The 15,181-nt window shown below is 68.4% G+C and carries 15 protein-coding genes; 3 read left to right on the top strand and 12 right to left on the bottom strand.

All coding sequences use genetic code 11. The features are described from left to right. Together RDV84_RS10975 and RDV84_RS10970 are read right to left on the bottom strand one after the other, a co-directional pair. Positions 1-1,065, bottom strand: a complete 1,065-nt coding sequence (locus tag RDV84_RS10975) for an Lnb N-terminal periplasmic domain-containing protein (RefSeq protein ID WP_425606412.1) — start codon at positions 1,063-1,065, stop codon at positions 1-3. 383 nt (positions 1,066-1,448) lie between these two features. Then, the gene (locus RDV84_RS10970; RefSeq protein ID WP_309153435.1) at positions 1,449-2,090 is read right to left on the bottom strand and encodes a hypothetical protein; all 642 of its coding nucleotides are present in this window, start codon (positions 2,088-2,090) and stop codon (positions 1,449-1,451) included. Between the two features lie 191 nt (positions 2,091-2,281). On the opposite strand from RDV84_RS10970, the gene RDV84_RS10965 reads away from it, so the two are divergent. The 3 genes from RDV84_RS10965 (at position 2,282) to RDV84_RS10955 (ending at position 5,293) form a co-directional block, all read left to right on the top strand. Beyond that, positions 2,282-2,818 (top strand): fimbrial protein, encoded by a 537-nt coding sequence (locus RDV84_RS10965; protein ID WP_057949049.1) that lies wholly within the window; start codon positions 2,282-2,284, stop codon positions 2,816-2,818. A 142-nt stretch (positions 2,819-2,960) separates the two neighbouring features. Next, the gene (locus RDV84_RS10960) at positions 2,961-4,724 is read left to right on the top strand and encodes a S8 family serine peptidase (RefSeq protein WP_057949050.1); all 1,764 of its coding nucleotides are present in this window, start codon (positions 2,961-2,963) and stop codon (positions 4,722-4,724) included. Between the two features lie 2 nt (positions 4,725-4,726). Beyond that, positions 4,727-5,293 (top strand): hypothetical protein, encoded by a 567-nt coding sequence (locus tag RDV84_RS10955; protein ID WP_057949051.1) that lies wholly within the window; start codon positions 4,727-4,729, stop codon positions 5,291-5,293. Between the two features lie 53 nt (positions 5,294-5,346). On the opposite strand, the gene RDV84_RS10950 is transcribed toward RDV84_RS10955, so the two are convergent. The 10 genes from RDV84_RS10950 to RDV84_RS10905 all read right to left on the bottom strand — a co-directional run bounded on the left by RDV84_RS10950 (position 5,347) and on the right by RDV84_RS10905 (position 15,122). Beyond that, a complete protein-coding gene (locus RDV84_RS10950; protein WP_309153434.1) occupies positions 5,347-6,183 on the bottom strand; it encodes a sulfotransferase family protein in 837 nt (278 codons plus the stop codon). Next, the gene (locus tag RDV84_RS10945) at positions 6,180-6,887 is read right to left on the bottom strand and encodes an SDR family NAD(P)-dependent oxidoreductase (protein WP_309153433.1); all 708 of its coding nucleotides are present in this window, start codon (positions 6,885-6,887) and stop codon (positions 6,180-6,182) included. The genes RDV84_RS10950 and RDV84_RS10945 overlap by 4 nt, the downstream gene beginning before the upstream one ends. Further along, positions 6,884-7,639: a hypothetical protein gene (locus RDV84_RS10940; RefSeq protein ID WP_309153432.1), complete on the bottom strand. Its 756-nt coding sequence runs from the start codon at positions 7,637-7,639 to the stop codon at positions 6,884-6,886. The genes RDV84_RS10945 and RDV84_RS10940 overlap by 4 nt, the downstream gene beginning before the upstream one ends. Positions 7,640-7,646: 7 nt before the next feature. Beyond that, entirely contained in the window at positions 7,647-8,996 is a 1,350-nt protein-coding gene (locus RDV84_RS10935; RefSeq protein WP_078995852.1) for a coproporphyrinogen-III oxidase family protein, read from the bottom strand. Then, positions 8,996-9,277 (bottom strand): acyl carrier protein, encoded by a 282-nt coding sequence (locus tag RDV84_RS10930; protein ID WP_309153431.1) that lies wholly within the window; start codon positions 9,275-9,277, stop codon positions 8,996-8,998. The genes RDV84_RS10935 and RDV84_RS10930 overlap by 1 nt, the downstream gene beginning before the upstream one ends. Further along, positions 9,270-10,619 (bottom strand): class I adenylate-forming enzyme family protein, encoded by a 1,350-nt coding sequence (locus RDV84_RS10925; protein WP_309153430.1) that lies wholly within the window; start codon positions 10,617-10,619, stop codon positions 9,270-9,272. The genes RDV84_RS10930 and RDV84_RS10925 overlap by 8 nt, the downstream gene beginning before the upstream one ends. Next, positions 10,616-11,212 (bottom strand): chorismate--pyruvate lyase family protein, encoded by a 597-nt coding sequence (locus tag RDV84_RS10920; RefSeq protein ID WP_309153429.1) that lies wholly within the window; start codon positions 11,210-11,212, stop codon positions 10,616-10,618. Before RDV84_RS10920 ends, RDV84_RS10925 begins: the two co-directional genes overlap by 4 nt. A 321-nt stretch (positions 11,213-11,533) precedes the next feature. Beyond that, positions 11,534-13,618 (bottom strand): nucleotidyltransferase family protein, encoded by a 2,085-nt coding sequence (locus RDV84_RS10915; RefSeq protein WP_309153428.1) that lies wholly within the window; start codon positions 13,616-13,618, stop codon positions 11,534-11,536. After that, positions 13,615-14,394: an ABC transporter permease gene (locus tag RDV84_RS10910; RefSeq protein ID WP_309153427.1), complete on the bottom strand. Its 780-nt coding sequence runs from the start codon at positions 14,392-14,394 to the stop codon at positions 13,615-13,617. Before RDV84_RS10910 ends, RDV84_RS10915 begins: the two co-directional genes overlap by 4 nt. A gap of 44 nt (positions 14,395-14,438) precedes the next feature. Then, the gene (locus tag RDV84_RS10905; protein WP_309153426.1) at positions 14,439-15,122 is read right to left on the bottom strand and encodes a GrpB family protein; all 684 of its coding nucleotides are present in this window, start codon (positions 15,120-15,122) and stop codon (positions 14,439-14,441) included. Positions 15,123-15,181: the final 59 nt, after the last annotated feature.

Raw genomic sequence — 15,181 nt, 5'->3', positions numbered from 1 at the left:
TCAGGGCGCCGTTTCGGCCGCCGCAATCCCCGGCACGCCGCGCCGGATCGCGCGCGAGTAAGCGCCCGCGTCCGCGGCGTCGGCCGGGATCGAACGGGCGCGCGGATTGACGTAGCCGCGCTCGTGCAATTGCGCGTAGCTGTATCCCGGCGTCAGCCCGCCCTGGTCGTAGACGTATTCGGCGAAGTGGCCGGCCGCCAGCAAGCGATAGTCCAGCGGCAGGTCCGGGACGACGTGGCGGGCGATCTCGAATACCACCGTGGTGCAGTTGCTGGTTAGGGTGTTGTAGAAGGACGGCGCGCGCCGCAGCGCATCGGCCTTGGCGAGGAAGCCCAGGAACATCGGCCGCAGCGTCCGCGGCGGAACGTTCAGCCGATACAGGTACACGTCTTCGCCGCGCGCGTTGCTGCGGGTGCGCACGATGTCGCGTTCGTCGGCGGCCACCAACACCTGCTCGAAGCGGCGGAAGAAGCCGCCCAGCGCGGAGAAGCTTTCGCCGCGCTGCTTGCGGATCTCCAGCGAGAACACCAGCCGCTGGCCGTCGTCGAAGCCGAACGACACCAGCGTGTGGGCGATGTCCGGCCCCATCCAGTACGACAGCACCAGGTCGGCCGAGGACAGGCGCGAGAGATCGTATTCGCGGGTCTCCCAGCGCGGCGTGTAGTCGCTTTCGCTGCGCCATTGGAAATTGCGCACGTTGTGCAGCACCACCCGGTCGCCGCGCACCTGGGCATCGAACTGGCGGGCGACGTCGTCGGCCCAGTCGCGGTCCTGCGAGGGCGCGATCGCGGACCACCAGGCCAGCAACGCGGCGAAGCCGGCCGCGAACGCGATCAGCGCCGGCCGCCGCGCCGCGCCGCGGCGCCGCCACGGCAGCGCCACGCAGGCGGCCACGCCGAGCAGGCACCACAACACGATGAGGCCGTTGCGAAGCAGCGCCGCGCCCGGGAACTGGAACGCGATCAATCCCGCGCCCCAGGCCGCGACCGCGAGAATCGCCAATGCCGCCAGTCCCATCGCGGCGATGCGCAGCCACCGCCTGCCCGCGCTGGGCGCCGGCGGGATATCTTCAGCGGGCATGGCCGACTCCTTGCGTGCGGGCGAATCCGGTCCGCTACTTTACGCTGGCGGCCGAGCCGACGGCATGCCGCGCCGGTCCGGTGTCCGGTGTCCGGTATCGGCCGTTCGGCCGGCCGCATCTTGCGCGGCGATGTGAGCGATGTTTCTCGTTCCCCTCGCGTTCCCCTCGCGCAGGTCCGGCAAGCGACCTTCCGCGCGAATCGCCTCGGCGCGCGTTCGGGCTGACAGAGATCGAAAGCGCCCCGCGCAGACGCGGGACGCTTTCGAGAACGCATGGCCTCATCGGCGAAAGGGACGGTGTCAGGGGTACACCGCGCACCGCCGATGGACGGACTCATGCGCATTGCGGCCGCAGCCGGCCGTAGCGGTTACGGCGCGTAGCAGATGCCGCCGCCGATCGGGCAGACCTTTTCCAGCATCCACTTGTTGCCCGTACACCGGTAGTAGTAGCGCCAATTGCCGTGGACGGCGGTTTCCGATTTTCCGTTGGGGCTGCAGCTCTGCCCCGGCACGGGCTCCGCGCTGGCAACGCCGCCGATCGCCACACCGATCGCGAACAGTGCGGCGGCCATTACTTTCATCGTCGTTCGATGCATGAACTGTTTACTCCATGACGTGATGTCGCTGGAATCGCGCTCGCCCACCGGCGAATGCGCAGCCTGCGGCTCGCGGCCGCACGACGGGAACGGACATCCAGCGGTTCTGCCCGCTTCCGGCTTCGGCGCTCCGGGCTGCCGACGCAATGCGTGAAGCGCAACCCGATGCAATCGCTCGGATGTATCGATACCCGATATTTCGCGCGGTGTCCGAGCGCAGGCGATGGGCGTTGTATTTGAACTGTGTGTTTCCTCGCAGTTCTCCAGATGCATGCGCATCGATGTTGCACCGCGAGATCGCATGCGCCGCGCGACCGCCGCAGGCATCGGCGTTGTCGCGCCCGGTGCACGGGCACCGGTCGCCGACGCCATGAATCCGTCGGCCGGCGCGCATCCACGATGAGCAAAATCCATGCCTGATCATCAATTCGTATGCGCACGTTACGTTGCCTGCGGGTGAGTGCGCGGAACGAAAAATGCGCAGGCCGCTGTCGCGGGCGAAAGCGGAGGTGGGGGGAGCATCCAAGCAACGCGTTCTAAGCGAGGGGGAAGCGGCTTCCTTCAGGCGCAAGCCATTCATATTCGTTGGAAACGGAGATCATTCGATGAAACTGTTCCCTGTGCTCGCAGGCGTTGCGCTGCTGGCGGCCTCTTCGGCGGCGTCGGCGTACGACGGTACGATCCACTTCGAAGGCTCGGTGATCGCGCCGACCTGCGTGCTCACCAACGGGCCGTCGCCGGCCGACATCCGGGTCAAGCTGCCCGCGGTGGCGGTATCGGCGCTGTCGGCCGCCGGCGAAGTCGCCGGCCGCACGCCCTTCATCATCCGCGTCGCCGATTGCGACGCCAGCACCACGCTGGTCCAGACCTTCTTCGAGCCGGGTCCGACCATCAACACCAGCAACAACAACCTGACCCTGGAAGGCGGCACCGGCACCGCCGCCAACGTCGAGCTGCAGGTGCTCAACGCCGACTTCTCGCAAGTGCTGCTCGGCAACCCGCTGGCGCTGCAGAACAGCCAGCAGGTCGCGGTCGAGACCGGCGGCGCCGCGCTGCGCTATTACGCGCAGTACTACGCCACCGACGCCGCCAGCGCCGGCTCGGCGAACAGCAGCGTCACCTTCACCATGATCTACCAGTGACACGTCCGGCGATGCGTCGCCGCGGCTGAACCCGTTCCAGCGATCCGCACGCACGGACCGCGCGTCCGCGGCGAAGGCCGCGGATGCGAAAGGCACAGCGCGTTCGCGACATCTCTCATGACATTTTCAAGGAGTTGGCGGCATGCGACACCCTATCGATAAGAAAACCACGCTGAGCCTGGCCTTGCTGGCCATCGCCTGCAGCGGCGCCGCGCAGGCGCAGGCGCAGCAGGGCGATCCGCTGTATCGCTACCAGTGGCATCTGATGAATTACGGCCAGAGCGTGCTCGGCGATTCCAAGCCGGCGTTCGCGGTCGACCTGGGCATCGACGACCTGCACGACTACAACGTCCGCGGCAAGGGCGTGGTCGTCGGGGTGCTCGACGAAGGCGTGGAAATCGCCCATCCGGACCTCGCGGCCAACATGGTCCCGAACGGTTCCAGGAACTTCGATCCCGGCCGCCCGCTGCACGATCCGACCCCGACCAGTCCCGGCGGCTCGCACGGCACCGCCGTGGCCGGCATCATCGGCGCGGTCGGCTGGAACGGCATCGGCGTGCGCGGCGTGGCGCCGGCGGCGAGGCTCAAGAGCTTCAACGGCTTCGGCGAATCCGGCGGCCTGTCGGAGGACAAGATCGTCTACTCGTGGTGGGACGGCGCCGAATCCAAGGACGTGGCCGTGTCCAACAACAGCTGGGGCGGCTCGCCGGCGTTCGTGCTCGGCCTCACCCAGGACCAGGTCGCGGCGTACGAGCGTCCGATGTCGGCCACCCGCAACGGATTGGGCACGGTCTACGTCAAGGCCGCGGGCAACGGCTACGCCAGCGTGCCCTTCTTCGGGTTCAACCTGTGCGGCCAGGACGTCATCGATTACAACGTCGGCTGCAGCCAGACCGGCCTGGACCAGCGCAACAACCTGTTCAACGTGATCACCGTGGCCGCGGTCAATGCGGCCGGCAAGCGCTCCAGCTACTCGTCGCCCGGCGCCGCGCTGTGGGTGTCCGGGCTCGGCGGCGAGTACGGCCATCAGCGCAAGTACTCCAACGTCGCCGGCGCGACCCGCGTCGATCCGGCCATCGTCACCACCGACCTGACCGGCTGCGCGAAGGGCTTCAACAACTACTTGCCGAAGAACGCGTGGAACCTGGAACGGGTCAACGACCTGGATTCGGCGCAGTCGACCATCGACGACAGCTGCAACTACACCGGCATGATGAACGGCACCTCGGCCGCCTCGCCGACCGTCGCCGGCGTGACCGCGCTGGTGCTGCAGGCCAATCCCAAGCTGAGCTTCCGCGATGTGAAGTACATCCTGGCGGCCACCGCGCGCAAGGTCGATCCGGGCCAGCCCGCGGTCAAGCATCCCAACGGGACCTTGCTGGTGCCCGGCTGGGTCACCAATGCGGCCGGACGCCCCTTCAGCAACTGGTACGGCTACGGTCTGGTGGATGCGACCGCCGCGGTGACCAGGGCGGGGACGTTCAAGCCGCTGCCCGCGCTCGTCGACAGCGGCTGGCAGCAGGTGCAGCCGGCCAGCGCGCCGGCCATCGGCTCGCCCGCGGCGCCGGCGACGCTGAAGATTTCCATCGCCAGCGCGGTGCGCAAGGTGGAGAGCATCCAGCTGGGTTGGACGACCGACTACGCCATCACCAGCGGCGCGCCGCTGCCCTTGCAGTTCGTGCTGATCTCGCCGAGCGGCACGCGCAGCCATGTGATGCCGGCCATGAGCTACGGCTCCGGCGATCTGTTCTCGCCGGGCTATTCGATCCCGTTCATCGCCAGCAACGCCTTCCTCGACGAGCCGGGCCAAGGGGTCTGGACCCTGGAGGTCGCGGACGTTCCGCTCGCCGACGCGGCCTCCAAGGGCGCGCTCCAATCCTTCAAAATCCGCGTTCTGGGGCATTGATCATGAAGAACTCCATTCTCTATCTGTCGTTGTTGGGCGCGATGCTGGCCGCGCCGGCCATCGCCCAGACCATGCCGACGGCCAAGGCCCTGCAGCAATCGGCCACCGGCGAATCGTTCACCATCGGCCAGATGCGCTTTCGCGTCGTGCCCGATGCCGTGCTCGAACCGTCCGCCGCCAAGGCCCAGGCGACCCCGGCCATCGGCAAGACCAATGCGCGCCAGCAGCCGGCGATCGGCAAGTACACCGTCAAACTGGGAGCGGCGAAGTCGGCCGCCGCCGTCGCCACCGGCGGCGATGCGCGCATGGCCGTGGCGATGTCCGACAGCGGCGTGCCGGTCGTGGTGACCTCGTCGCTGGACGTCTATGTCAGCCACATCGGCGCGCTGAACGAGGCGGTGCGCGACACCGGCGGAAAGCTGAAGTACTCCTCCGCGCTCGGCGGCAACGGCGTGATCGAGTACGCCAGCGTCGCGCAGGCGTTGCAGGCGATGCAGAAGCTGTCCGCCATCGCCGGCGTCAAGAGCGCCTCGCCGCGCCTGATCCGCGAGGAATTCGTTCTCTACTGACCGCGTTGCCCGCCCCCGCCGGACGCTGTTCCGGCGGGGGCGACCGCCGGCCGCTACCAGGCCTGCGGCCACGGCCGCGCGGCGGCCGCCGCGAAGCCGGCGTTGACTTCGCGGGCATGCTCGCGCAAGCGCGCGCGCAGCGTCGCCGGAATCGCCATCGACGCCTTGCCGGAGTGCAGGCGCGAGGCGTCGGGATTGAGCTTGCGGCGCAGGTGGTCCGGCAGCTCGCGCAACTGCTTCATCGCCGTCATGCGCACGGCCTCGCGCGCGCGCCGGGCGTCGAAACTGACCGCGGTCTCGGGGTCGATCCCCAGCCACTGCGCGAGGTCGCGGAAGCCGGCTTCCGGCGCGCGATAGAACTCGTCGAACAGCACCACGCGCATGCGCTCGCCGGGGAAGCATGCGCGCCAGCGCGCCAGCGGCGTGGCGAAGTCCATCAGCTGCAGGTAATGCAGGCCGAACGGGAAATAGCTCGTGGCGAAGCGGGTCTGCCCGGCGCGCAACAAGGCCGATTCCGGATCGGTCTCGGCTTCGTTGCCGGTGCGCAGGTACAACTCGTACAGGCTGATCGCCATGTCCGCGGGGTTGCGCAGCAGCACCACGATGCGCGCGTCCGGATGGTGCCGCGCGATCCGCACCGGCGCTTCGCGGCTGTACAAGTACCAGACCGAGGCTTCCGCGCGAATCCGCTGATCGCCGGCCGCGGCGAACAGCCGCGCATAGTCGTCGGGATCGGACACCGTATGCGGCTGCGCGGGCAGGTCCGGCGCGTGGAAATGCGGCTCCTTCAGCACCGAGGCGTACACGTCCGGGTGCTGCTTCAACGCGGCGAACAGCGAGGTCGTTCCGCAGCGCGGCGCGCCGACGACGAACAGATTGGGCGAGTTCACCACGGGAACAGCGCCTTGTCCTTGTAGAACCGTCCGGTCTCGCCGCCGCCGTCGAGCGCCAGCCACAGGATCGTGTCGGCGCCTTCCTCGGGCGAGCGCGGCGCGGCGATGCCGCCCAGTTTCGTGCGCACCCAGCCGGGAGTCATGCAGTTGACGCGGATGCCGCTGTCGGCGAGTTCCGCCGCCATCGCCTGAGTCAGCACGTTCAATGCCGACTTGGAACTGCGATAGCCCAGGTTGTTGCCTTCGATCCGGGTGGAACTGCCGTGTCCGCTGGAGACGTTGATGATGTGGGCCTGCGGCCGGCCGCGCATCAGCGGCAGCGCGAGCTGGCTCAGGCGCCAGGGACCGAAGAAATTGACGTCGAAGGTCGCCCGGGCCTGCGCCAGGCTCTCATCGCTGGGCTTGTCGCGCACGCCTACGGACATGCCGGCGTTGTTGACGAGCAGATCGAGGTGGCCGTGCGCCTCGGCGATGGCGCCGACCGCCGCGGCCATCGACGCTTCGCTGCACACATCCAGCCGGATCGGCTCGACGCCGGCGAGCCCGCGACGCTTGATCGCCGCGCGCCCTTCGTCGAGGTCGCGGCAGCCCATGTACACCCGGACGCCGCGCCGCGCGAAGCCTTCGCACACGGCCAGGCCGATGCCGCGATTGCCGCCGGTGACCAGGGCGATGCGGGTGTCGTCGTTGGCGTCGGTCATGCGGTCACCGCCCGGTACTCGGGGAAACGATTGAAAAGGAAACTTTCCTTGCGCAGGACGAAATCGCGCAGCGCTTCGTCGAAGTAGTCGTCGGCATCGGCGCGCTCGCGGGTCTCGTGCGCCTGTTCGGGCAGCACCCGTTCATGCATGCGTACCGCCTCCGCCTGCGCGGCACCGACCCCGAAGCGGGCGAGCAGGTCGGCCAGGCCGTCGTTCAAGGTTTCCGTCTTCAGAAACTCGACCGGATATTCGTACGGTTCCGCGCGGCCGCGTTGCAGCGCTTGTTCGGTGAGGCCGGCGAAGGCCTGGCGGGAGTCGCGGCAGTAGAAGCGCACGAACTGCTCGGTGTGCCAGCCCGGCGTCAGCGCCGGCGGCAAATGCGGCGTTTCGTAGCCGGTGGCGACACCGCGGTGGACGTTGACGAAGAACCGATTGGCGATCTTCACGAAGTCGGCGAAGCCGACGTCCGGATAGCGCGGGAAGTCCGCGCGGATCGTGGCGGGATCGCAGTACTCCTGCGGCTGCGTACGCCACCAGCCGTAGTGGTACTGCGACACGTAGCGGTCGAACGGCGAGCGCATCACCGACACGATCGGCTTGCCGCGCTCGGCCTCGGGGATCTCGTCGCAAGTGGCGTGCTTGCGGCCGGTTTCCACGGCCGCGTCGCCGTAAACCTTCTGCAGCATCCTGACGATGAAGGTGCCGCCCGTCTTGGGCATGTGGATGAAGACGAAATCCGGAGTGATCAGCATGCGGTCGTCAGGCCCTCAGCGGCTTGGTGTCGCCGGTGAACACCCGCCGCAGCCCGGCGCCGAGGTAGCGGCCGCTGTAGTCGCCGTAGACGATGCCTTCGTCGGTCAGGCGAAGACGGCCGTCCTCGACCGCGACCAGGCCTTCGCGCGACAGGTGCGCGATCTCGTCGGCCAGCGCGTGATCCAGGCGCAGGCCGTGCCGGCGACGGTACTCGTCGAGATCGATCACGGTCGTCTTCAGGCCCATGACCAGGTCGCGCATCATATGGTCGGCGCTGCTGAGTTCCAGCACGCGCTGGGTCGGAATGCGGCCGCTCTCGACGCGTTCGAGGTAGACGTCGATCTCGCTGACGTTCTGGCGCGCATGCCCGGCCACGGTGCCGAACGCGGAGGCGCCGAAGCCGTACAGATCCTCGCCGCGCCAGCGGCTAATGATGTGGTGCTGCGGGTACTTCCCTTCGCGGGTGAAGGTGAAATAGGTGGACGGCGCATAGCCGTTATCGCGCAAGCGGTCCAGGCCCCAGCGCGCGAACGCCAGTTCCTCGTCCTCGCTCGGCAGCGAGAGCTTGCCCTGGCGGATCTCGCTCATGTAGTGCGCGTTGGAATACAGCTCCATCTTGTAGACGGTGACCGCATGCACGCCCAGCGCGATGGCGCGGTTGATCGAATGCTGCCAGCTGTCCATCGTCTCGCCTTCGAGCCCGGCCAGCAGGTCGACGTTGACCACCGCGCCGGTCTGCAGCGCGCGCTCGATCGCCCGCGAGTTCTTCTCGTCGGTGTCGTGGCGGCCGGTCAGCGCGACGACGCGGTCGTCGAAGGACTGGATGCCGAAGCTGATGCGGTTGACGCCGAGGTTCGCGAGGCCGTCGATCATCCGGTTGTTGAGCGTGATCGGTTCGATCTCGAACACGAACTCGGGATCTTCCAGGCGGAAACATTGCTCGATGGTCCGCTTGATCCGCGCCAGCTGCTCCGGCGGAATCACGCTCGGCGTGCCGCCGCCGAAGTAGATCGACCGCACCGCGCGCCCGCGCAGCCGGTGCGCGTCGGCGACCAGCTCGATTTCCCGGCACAGCGCGCTGACGTAGCGCTCGCGCTGCGCATGCGAGGAGTCGGACAGTATCTCGATCTTGTAGAAGCAGTAGCGGCAGCGCTGCAGGCAATACGGAATATGGAAATACAGGTGCAACGGCTTCTCGGAGGTCAGGTCGGTTTCGCTCGCGGACTTCCAATAGCGTTGCGGCGGCCAGGCGACGACGAATCCGTTGCGGTTGGGCGTTTCGCCGCGATAGTCCGCCGGCGCTTCGGCCAGCGGCGGCGGGGCGTCGCCGACCAGCGATATCTTGAGCGGTTCCATCACGCGCCGACCTCGAAGGCGCTCTCGGCCAGCCGCTTCTGCACCAGCGCGGCCACGTTGTCGAGCGACTGGAACGTCGCCGACTCCAGGTCCTCGTCGAGGATGCGGATCTGGAACCGGCGTTCGAGCAGGTTGATGAACTCGGCCATGCTGATCGAGTCGAGCGCCAGGCCGTCCTCCAGGAACGAGGCCGCGTCGTCGACCTGGTCGTAGCCGATGTTGAGGTCGAGATCCTCGGCGATGATCTGCTTGAGGATGTCGATGACCCGGGATTTATCCATGGCGGTAGTCCTTGGTGATGGTGTTGCGGTCGGGTTTGCCGCTGCTCAGACGCGGGAGCTCGGCGGCGAGCGCGTAGCGGTCCGGCCGCGCGAACACCGGCAGCGTGTCCGCCGCATGCTGCTTGAGGGCGTCGACGGTCAGCGCCGGCGACGAGGGTTGGATCACCACGGCGATGGCCTTGCCGGCGGCGCTGTCTTCGTCGAGCGCGATCGCCACGGCGAGATCGACGCCGGGCCAAGCCATGATCGCGCGCTCCAGATCGGCCAGAACCAGCAGCTTTCCCGCGCGATTGAGGCTGAGGTCGGCCCGCCCCTGGATCGCGAAGCCGCCTTCGTCGTGGAAGATCGCGATGTCGCCGGTGTCCCATGCCTGCGGCAGGGCGATGGGCGCGTCGGTCTGGGCGATATGCGTGGCCGCGTGCGGATGGCGCACCAGCAGCCGGGTCTGTTCGGCGCCCGCTTCGGCCGCGAACGCGCGCACGCCATCGAGCGGATGCAGCGCGCGCGGTTGGTTGGGGCCGGAAATCGCGATCACGCCCAGTTCGGAACTTCCATACAGGTCGAAGACGCGCTGGAACACCAATTGCGCCTGCGCGCGCAGCGGCTCCGGAATGCCGTCGCCCGCCAGCACCAGACTACAGGGCGGCGAGATAGCGGTTTGCTTGCGCTGCACCAGCGTGCGCAGCAGATGCGGCGTCGAGTACACCCAGCTCGGCGCGGCCGCGCGCAGCGCGTCGTTGAAGCTGAGCAGGTTGGCCTTCGGCAGCAGATGCACCTGCGCCCCCGCCAGCAGCGCGGGGATCAACGCCGCGCCGAGGCCGTACATATGGTGCAGGGGCACGGTCACCAGCACGCGGTCGTCCGCGCCGAGCGCCAGCCGCCGCATCACCAGCGCCGCGGTCGCGAGCAGGTCGCGCGGGTCGTGCCAGATGGTTTTTGGAGTTCCGAGCGTGCCCGAGGACAGCACCGCCAATCCGTCCGGGCACCGCTCGCGTTCGCCGGTCGCGGACGCGCGTTCGCCCGGCGCGTCCGTCGCGCGCGCCTCGGCCGCGGCGCCGATCGAACCGTCGCACATGGCGGGCGGGGTCGCGTCCGCGGCGCACAGCAGCACCGGGCGCCGGTCGACGACGGCGGCCAGCAACAGCGACAGCATGTCGACGTCGCCGATCCCGCGCAGCGCCGGAAAGCTGCAGGCCGCATGCGCCCGCCAGCCCGCGCGCCCGCGCGCCAACAAGTCCTTCGCCGAAATCGATTCGCCGCCCAGGCGCACCACGCTGGCGCTGTCGGCGAGCGCCTGCGTCCAGTCGCGCCCGGTCCGGCGCGCGCGTTCGACCGCGTTCATCGTGCGCGCTCCAGCGATTCGTTGTTGAGGATTTCACGGATCTCGCCGCAACACTCGCCGTTGAACTTCAGCGAGAAGTAACGCGAGACGGCCCAGTCCGATGCGGTCTGCAGACTGTGCGGCGCCGGTACGCGCGAGACTTCGATGTCGTTCTTTTCGAGCAGGCCGAGATTGCCCGGATCGAGCAGTTTGCCGATGCCTTCGCTGCGCTCGATGAGTTTCCGTCGTTGCCCCGGATCGAGCCGCGACAGTGCGATCTCGGATTTGGCGACCAGCACGATGTTGCGCGCATGGCGCACGTACAGGCGTGCATGCCGGCGCAGGATGTCGCCGCGATTCGGATGCGTCTCGACGCTCTGGTGCAGGACTTCGACTTCGACCGGATGGCCGGAGACGGCTTGCAGGAAGAAGGTCGTCGAGCCTTGCAGGGCCAGGTATTCGGCGAGCCGCTTCGAAGGCGCAGCCTCGACAAGACTCGGATCGGCGAGGCTTGGATCGACAGGGCTCGGATCGACAGGGCTTGAACGGGAGTCTGACGAAACAAGCTCCGCGCCCGAAAGCGCTGGCTGGAGAGCTAGCAAATCGGAGTTCATGGACGTCCGTGTCGAGAAGCAATTCCAATCGGCCGCAAGCGCGGCCAACGCATGTGCGCATCCAGCAACGCCGTCGCGCCCCTTGGCTTGCCTGCCGGTGGACGCGCTGCGATTTGTTGAAGATACGTGACGACTATAGGCACCGAAAACGCGGGAATTCAATACACCTGTCTAATCGCGATCACCATCGATCAGGAACGACATCACGAAACCTTTGAAGACTTCCGCGACGACGCGTTGTTGCGAACAAGGTAGGCCGCGCGGGTCTCGCCGAACGAGAATTCGTCCGTCGCGAACCTCGGATCGGCGGGACCCGAATCGTTATCGCGTGCGTTCAGCGAGCAGGGTTTCGGTCGATGCCGAAAACACCCAGGCGGTCTGACGGCATCGCTTGGCGTTGGGGTCGTAACCGCCGACGTACCACAGGCCCGACGCGAACGGCGACGCGGCGAAGCTGCGCGCGGCGACGAGATCGGCGACGGCGGGCGCGTCCGGATCGTCGACGCGCCCCAAGGTGTAACGCGCGCCGTCGGGGTCGCGCACCAGATACCACGCGTCGCCCACCCAGGCGTCGGCCGGGTGGGTGTCGAGCTGCGTGCTGTAGGTCGCGCCCAGTCCGCACAACAGCCGCGGCGCGCCGCCGCGCGGATCGGGCACGGGGGTGAAGTCGTCGTAGGCGGCCACCGCGTAGGTCGGACGCGCACCCCAGTGGCGCTCCAGGAAATCGATGACGTCCAGTTCGAGGGTTTCGCGGTAGCCGTCGTTCGGATCGATGCGCACCACCCGGCACAGGTCGCCTTCCAGCGCGGCCAACAGCACTTCGCCGCGTCCGGCCGGATCGGGCACGCTGGTCAGCCCGCGAAAACCGCTGCTGGGAACGACCAGCGGCAGGCCGATGGTGTAGACCTTTTCCCAGCGCGGCGCCGGGCCGTCGATGCGCCGGTAGATGTCGGGCTTGATGCTGACGTACAACTGGCCGTTGCATCGCGCGAACGACATCGGCCGACGCGTGCGGCCCGACAGTTCCGCCGTGTCGTCCCAGCGGATGCGGCCCGGCACGCCCGGATCGTAGACGCCGCTGAATATGCCGGTCGGCGCGGTGCCGGCGAACACCCGCTCCTGGCCGGTCGCCGTGTCGCGATGGACGAAGAAGCTGCGGGTGCTGCCCGCGCCGGAGCCGCTGCCCAGGTGAATGCGCGTCCACTGGCCGCTGTCGTCGTCGTAACTGTCGACATAGACATGTCCGCGGCTGTCCGAAGGCGCGGCGAGCAGCAGCGCGACGGGCGCGTCGAGCCTGCGTCCCTGGCCGTCTTCGGTGAAGGTCACCGATTCCAGCGTCGCGCGCCAATGCACGCGCTCGTAGCCGTGGGCCAGCCGCCAGTCGCCGTCGGCGCGGTCGAGCACCGCGATCTGCGCACCGGTGTCGGGATCGTCCGGCCGATAATCGTTCAACTTGTACGACAGCGAGGCGAACAGGCGCCCGCGATGCGGCACCAGGTGCAGCACCTCGGTGCCGCCCAGCAGATGGCCCTGGGCGTCGCGCAGGCCGGCGCGGAAGGCGCGGCGGAATCCAGCGGGCGTGGGCGACGCCGATCCGTCCACGCCGGCGTTGCAGGGGAAATGGCGGTCCAACACCGCGTGCGAAGCCGGCTGTCGCGCATGGGCATAGAGCGATCGCCGGAACTCGGCGCGCCGCGCGTCGTCGGACGGAAAGTGATTGGACACCCAGGTGTGGATGCGCGCGCCCATACCCTGGATGTCGCGGTCTGCGCGCTCGTCCAGATACGCGCGCACATTGTCGGTGGCCGCGTAGCCACGGCCGAGGAACTGCAGGATACGAAAGGTGATGCGGTAGCCGGAGTCGAGCACGCGCCGGTCGGCGATCAGCCGCAGCGCCCTGGCGCGCACGTCGTCGCCGCCGCAGCCCAACGGATCGAGCAGCGCCTGGTCCCGGCAGTCGTAGTAGAACGCGTTGACCGAGAAGTCGCGCATCCGCGCGTCCTCGATCAGATCGGCGCGCGGGACGAAGGCGGTGCTCCACATGTCGCCGTTGCGGATGTCCTCGCAGCTGCGCAGGATATTGATCTCCACGCCGCCGCTGGCCTCATCGCCCCAGCGCAGCACGCCGAAGCGCTGGTTGTGCATGCGCACGCCGTCGATGTCGGGATAGGCGTCGCGCAATCGCTGCAGCGCCTCGTCGACGGACACGTCCACGCACAGGTCGATGTCGCTCCCGGGCAAGCCGAGCAGCCAGTCGCGCGGGACGCCACCGACGACGAACACGCGCATGCCGGCGGCCTGGAGCAGATCGATCACGTCGCGCACGCGCACGTCGTGGCGGTCGTCGCGATACACCGGCCGCTCGTAGGCGGCGGCGACCAGGCCGGGGTCGATCGCGAGGGTCAAGTGCGCGTCCCCACGCCGCGGCCGAGCAGGAACAATGCGAGCGCGGACAGGCCCAGGGTCAGGACCAGCATCACCGCGATCGACACGCCGACGCCCGGCGCGCCGGTGCCGAGCACGCCGTAGCGGAACGCGCCGATCATGTGCGCCAGCGGATTGACTTGCGCGATCTCCTGCCAGGGCGTCTTCAGCAGGCCGATTGGATAGAACACGCCGCCCAGGTAGGCCAGCGGCGTGAGCACGAAGTGGGTGACGTGGCCGATGTCGTCGAGCGTCTTCGCGTACAGCGCGTTGATGAAACCCAGCAGCGAGAAGATCGTCGCGGCCAGCAGGACCGACAGGCCGGCGATCCACGGATGCGCCAGCGGCAGCGACGGCGCCAACGCCAGCGCGATGGCGACGACGATCGCGCCGACCAGCAGGCTGCGCACCAGGGCGCCGACGACGTAGCCCAGCAGGATGGTCCGGTTACGCATCGGCGACGCCAGCATCTCCTCCACCGCGCGGTTGAAGCGGACGAAGAAGAACGAACTGGAGGCGGTGCCGTAGCTGCTGGTGATGACGCACATCATCACCAGCCCGGGCGTGATGAAGTGCAGGTAGCTCGCCCCGCCCTCGACGCTGCCGATGCGGTCGCCGATGAGCTTGCCGAAGATCGCGAAGTACAGCGCCGTGGAGACCGCCGGCGGCACCAGCGTCTGCAGCCAAAGCCGCAGGATCCGCACGACTTCGCGACGCACGATACAGTGCAGCGCGATCAGCTCGGAGCCGACGCTCATGCCCGCGCGCTCCCGGCCCGGCCGCGATACCGTCCCATCCAGGCTCAAACCCCGCCGCCGGCCGCGCGCCAGGCGTTGGCCTGCGCGGTGATGCGTACCACCAGGATCTTCTTCAACGCGCTGTATTCCAGCCAGGTCTGGCCCGGCGCGGCCGCCAGTTCGCGCTTGAGCTCCACATAGCGTTGCCGCTCGTGCGGAAAGGCGCGCAGGAAATCGCGGAAGTTCCTGACTTCGGCGAAGCGCGGATTGTCGGCGGCGCAGGTGTGCACCACGAACGAGCGGCCGCCGTCGGGCCCGATCCGCCAATGCCACGAGAACCCGGCGTCGATCGGACTTTCGCCATGCGCCCGGTAACCCAGCCCGGCCAGCGCCGCGGCCGTGCGCTCGATCGCCGCCGGCTCGCGCATCGCCACCACGATGTCGAGGATGTCCTTGCTGGCCAGCTGCGGGATCGACGTGCTGCCGATGTGTTCGATACCGGCCACGTCCTCGCCGGCGAGCGCCGCGAGCAGGCGCTGCTTCTCCTCGTCGAAGGCTTGCGGCCAGGCCGGGTCGCAACCGCTGCGCAGGTTCAGGTCGAGCGTCGGCGCGCGCACGCGCGAGTAGCGGCGAACGAATTGCTCGACGCTTTCCGCGCCCAGCTCGCCGGGCTGCACCTGCTCGCGCAGTCGCCTGAGCACGCGGGCCACCTGCAGGGCGCCGCTGAGGTCTCCCGTCGAGGCGTTCATCGCGTTGCGCCTCGTTCTTCCGTCGCGACGGTCTCGCGGCATGCGATGCGCGGTGGCGA

It is taken from the genome of Lysobacter yananisis, assembly GCF_031199375.1.
Taxonomy (GTDB): domain Bacteria; phylum Pseudomonadota; class Gammaproteobacteria; order Xanthomonadales; family Xanthomonadaceae; genus Lysobacter; species Lysobacter yananisis.
Note: the sequence above shows the minus strand (reverse complement) of the source record. Positions and strands in the feature narration are given on the sequence as shown.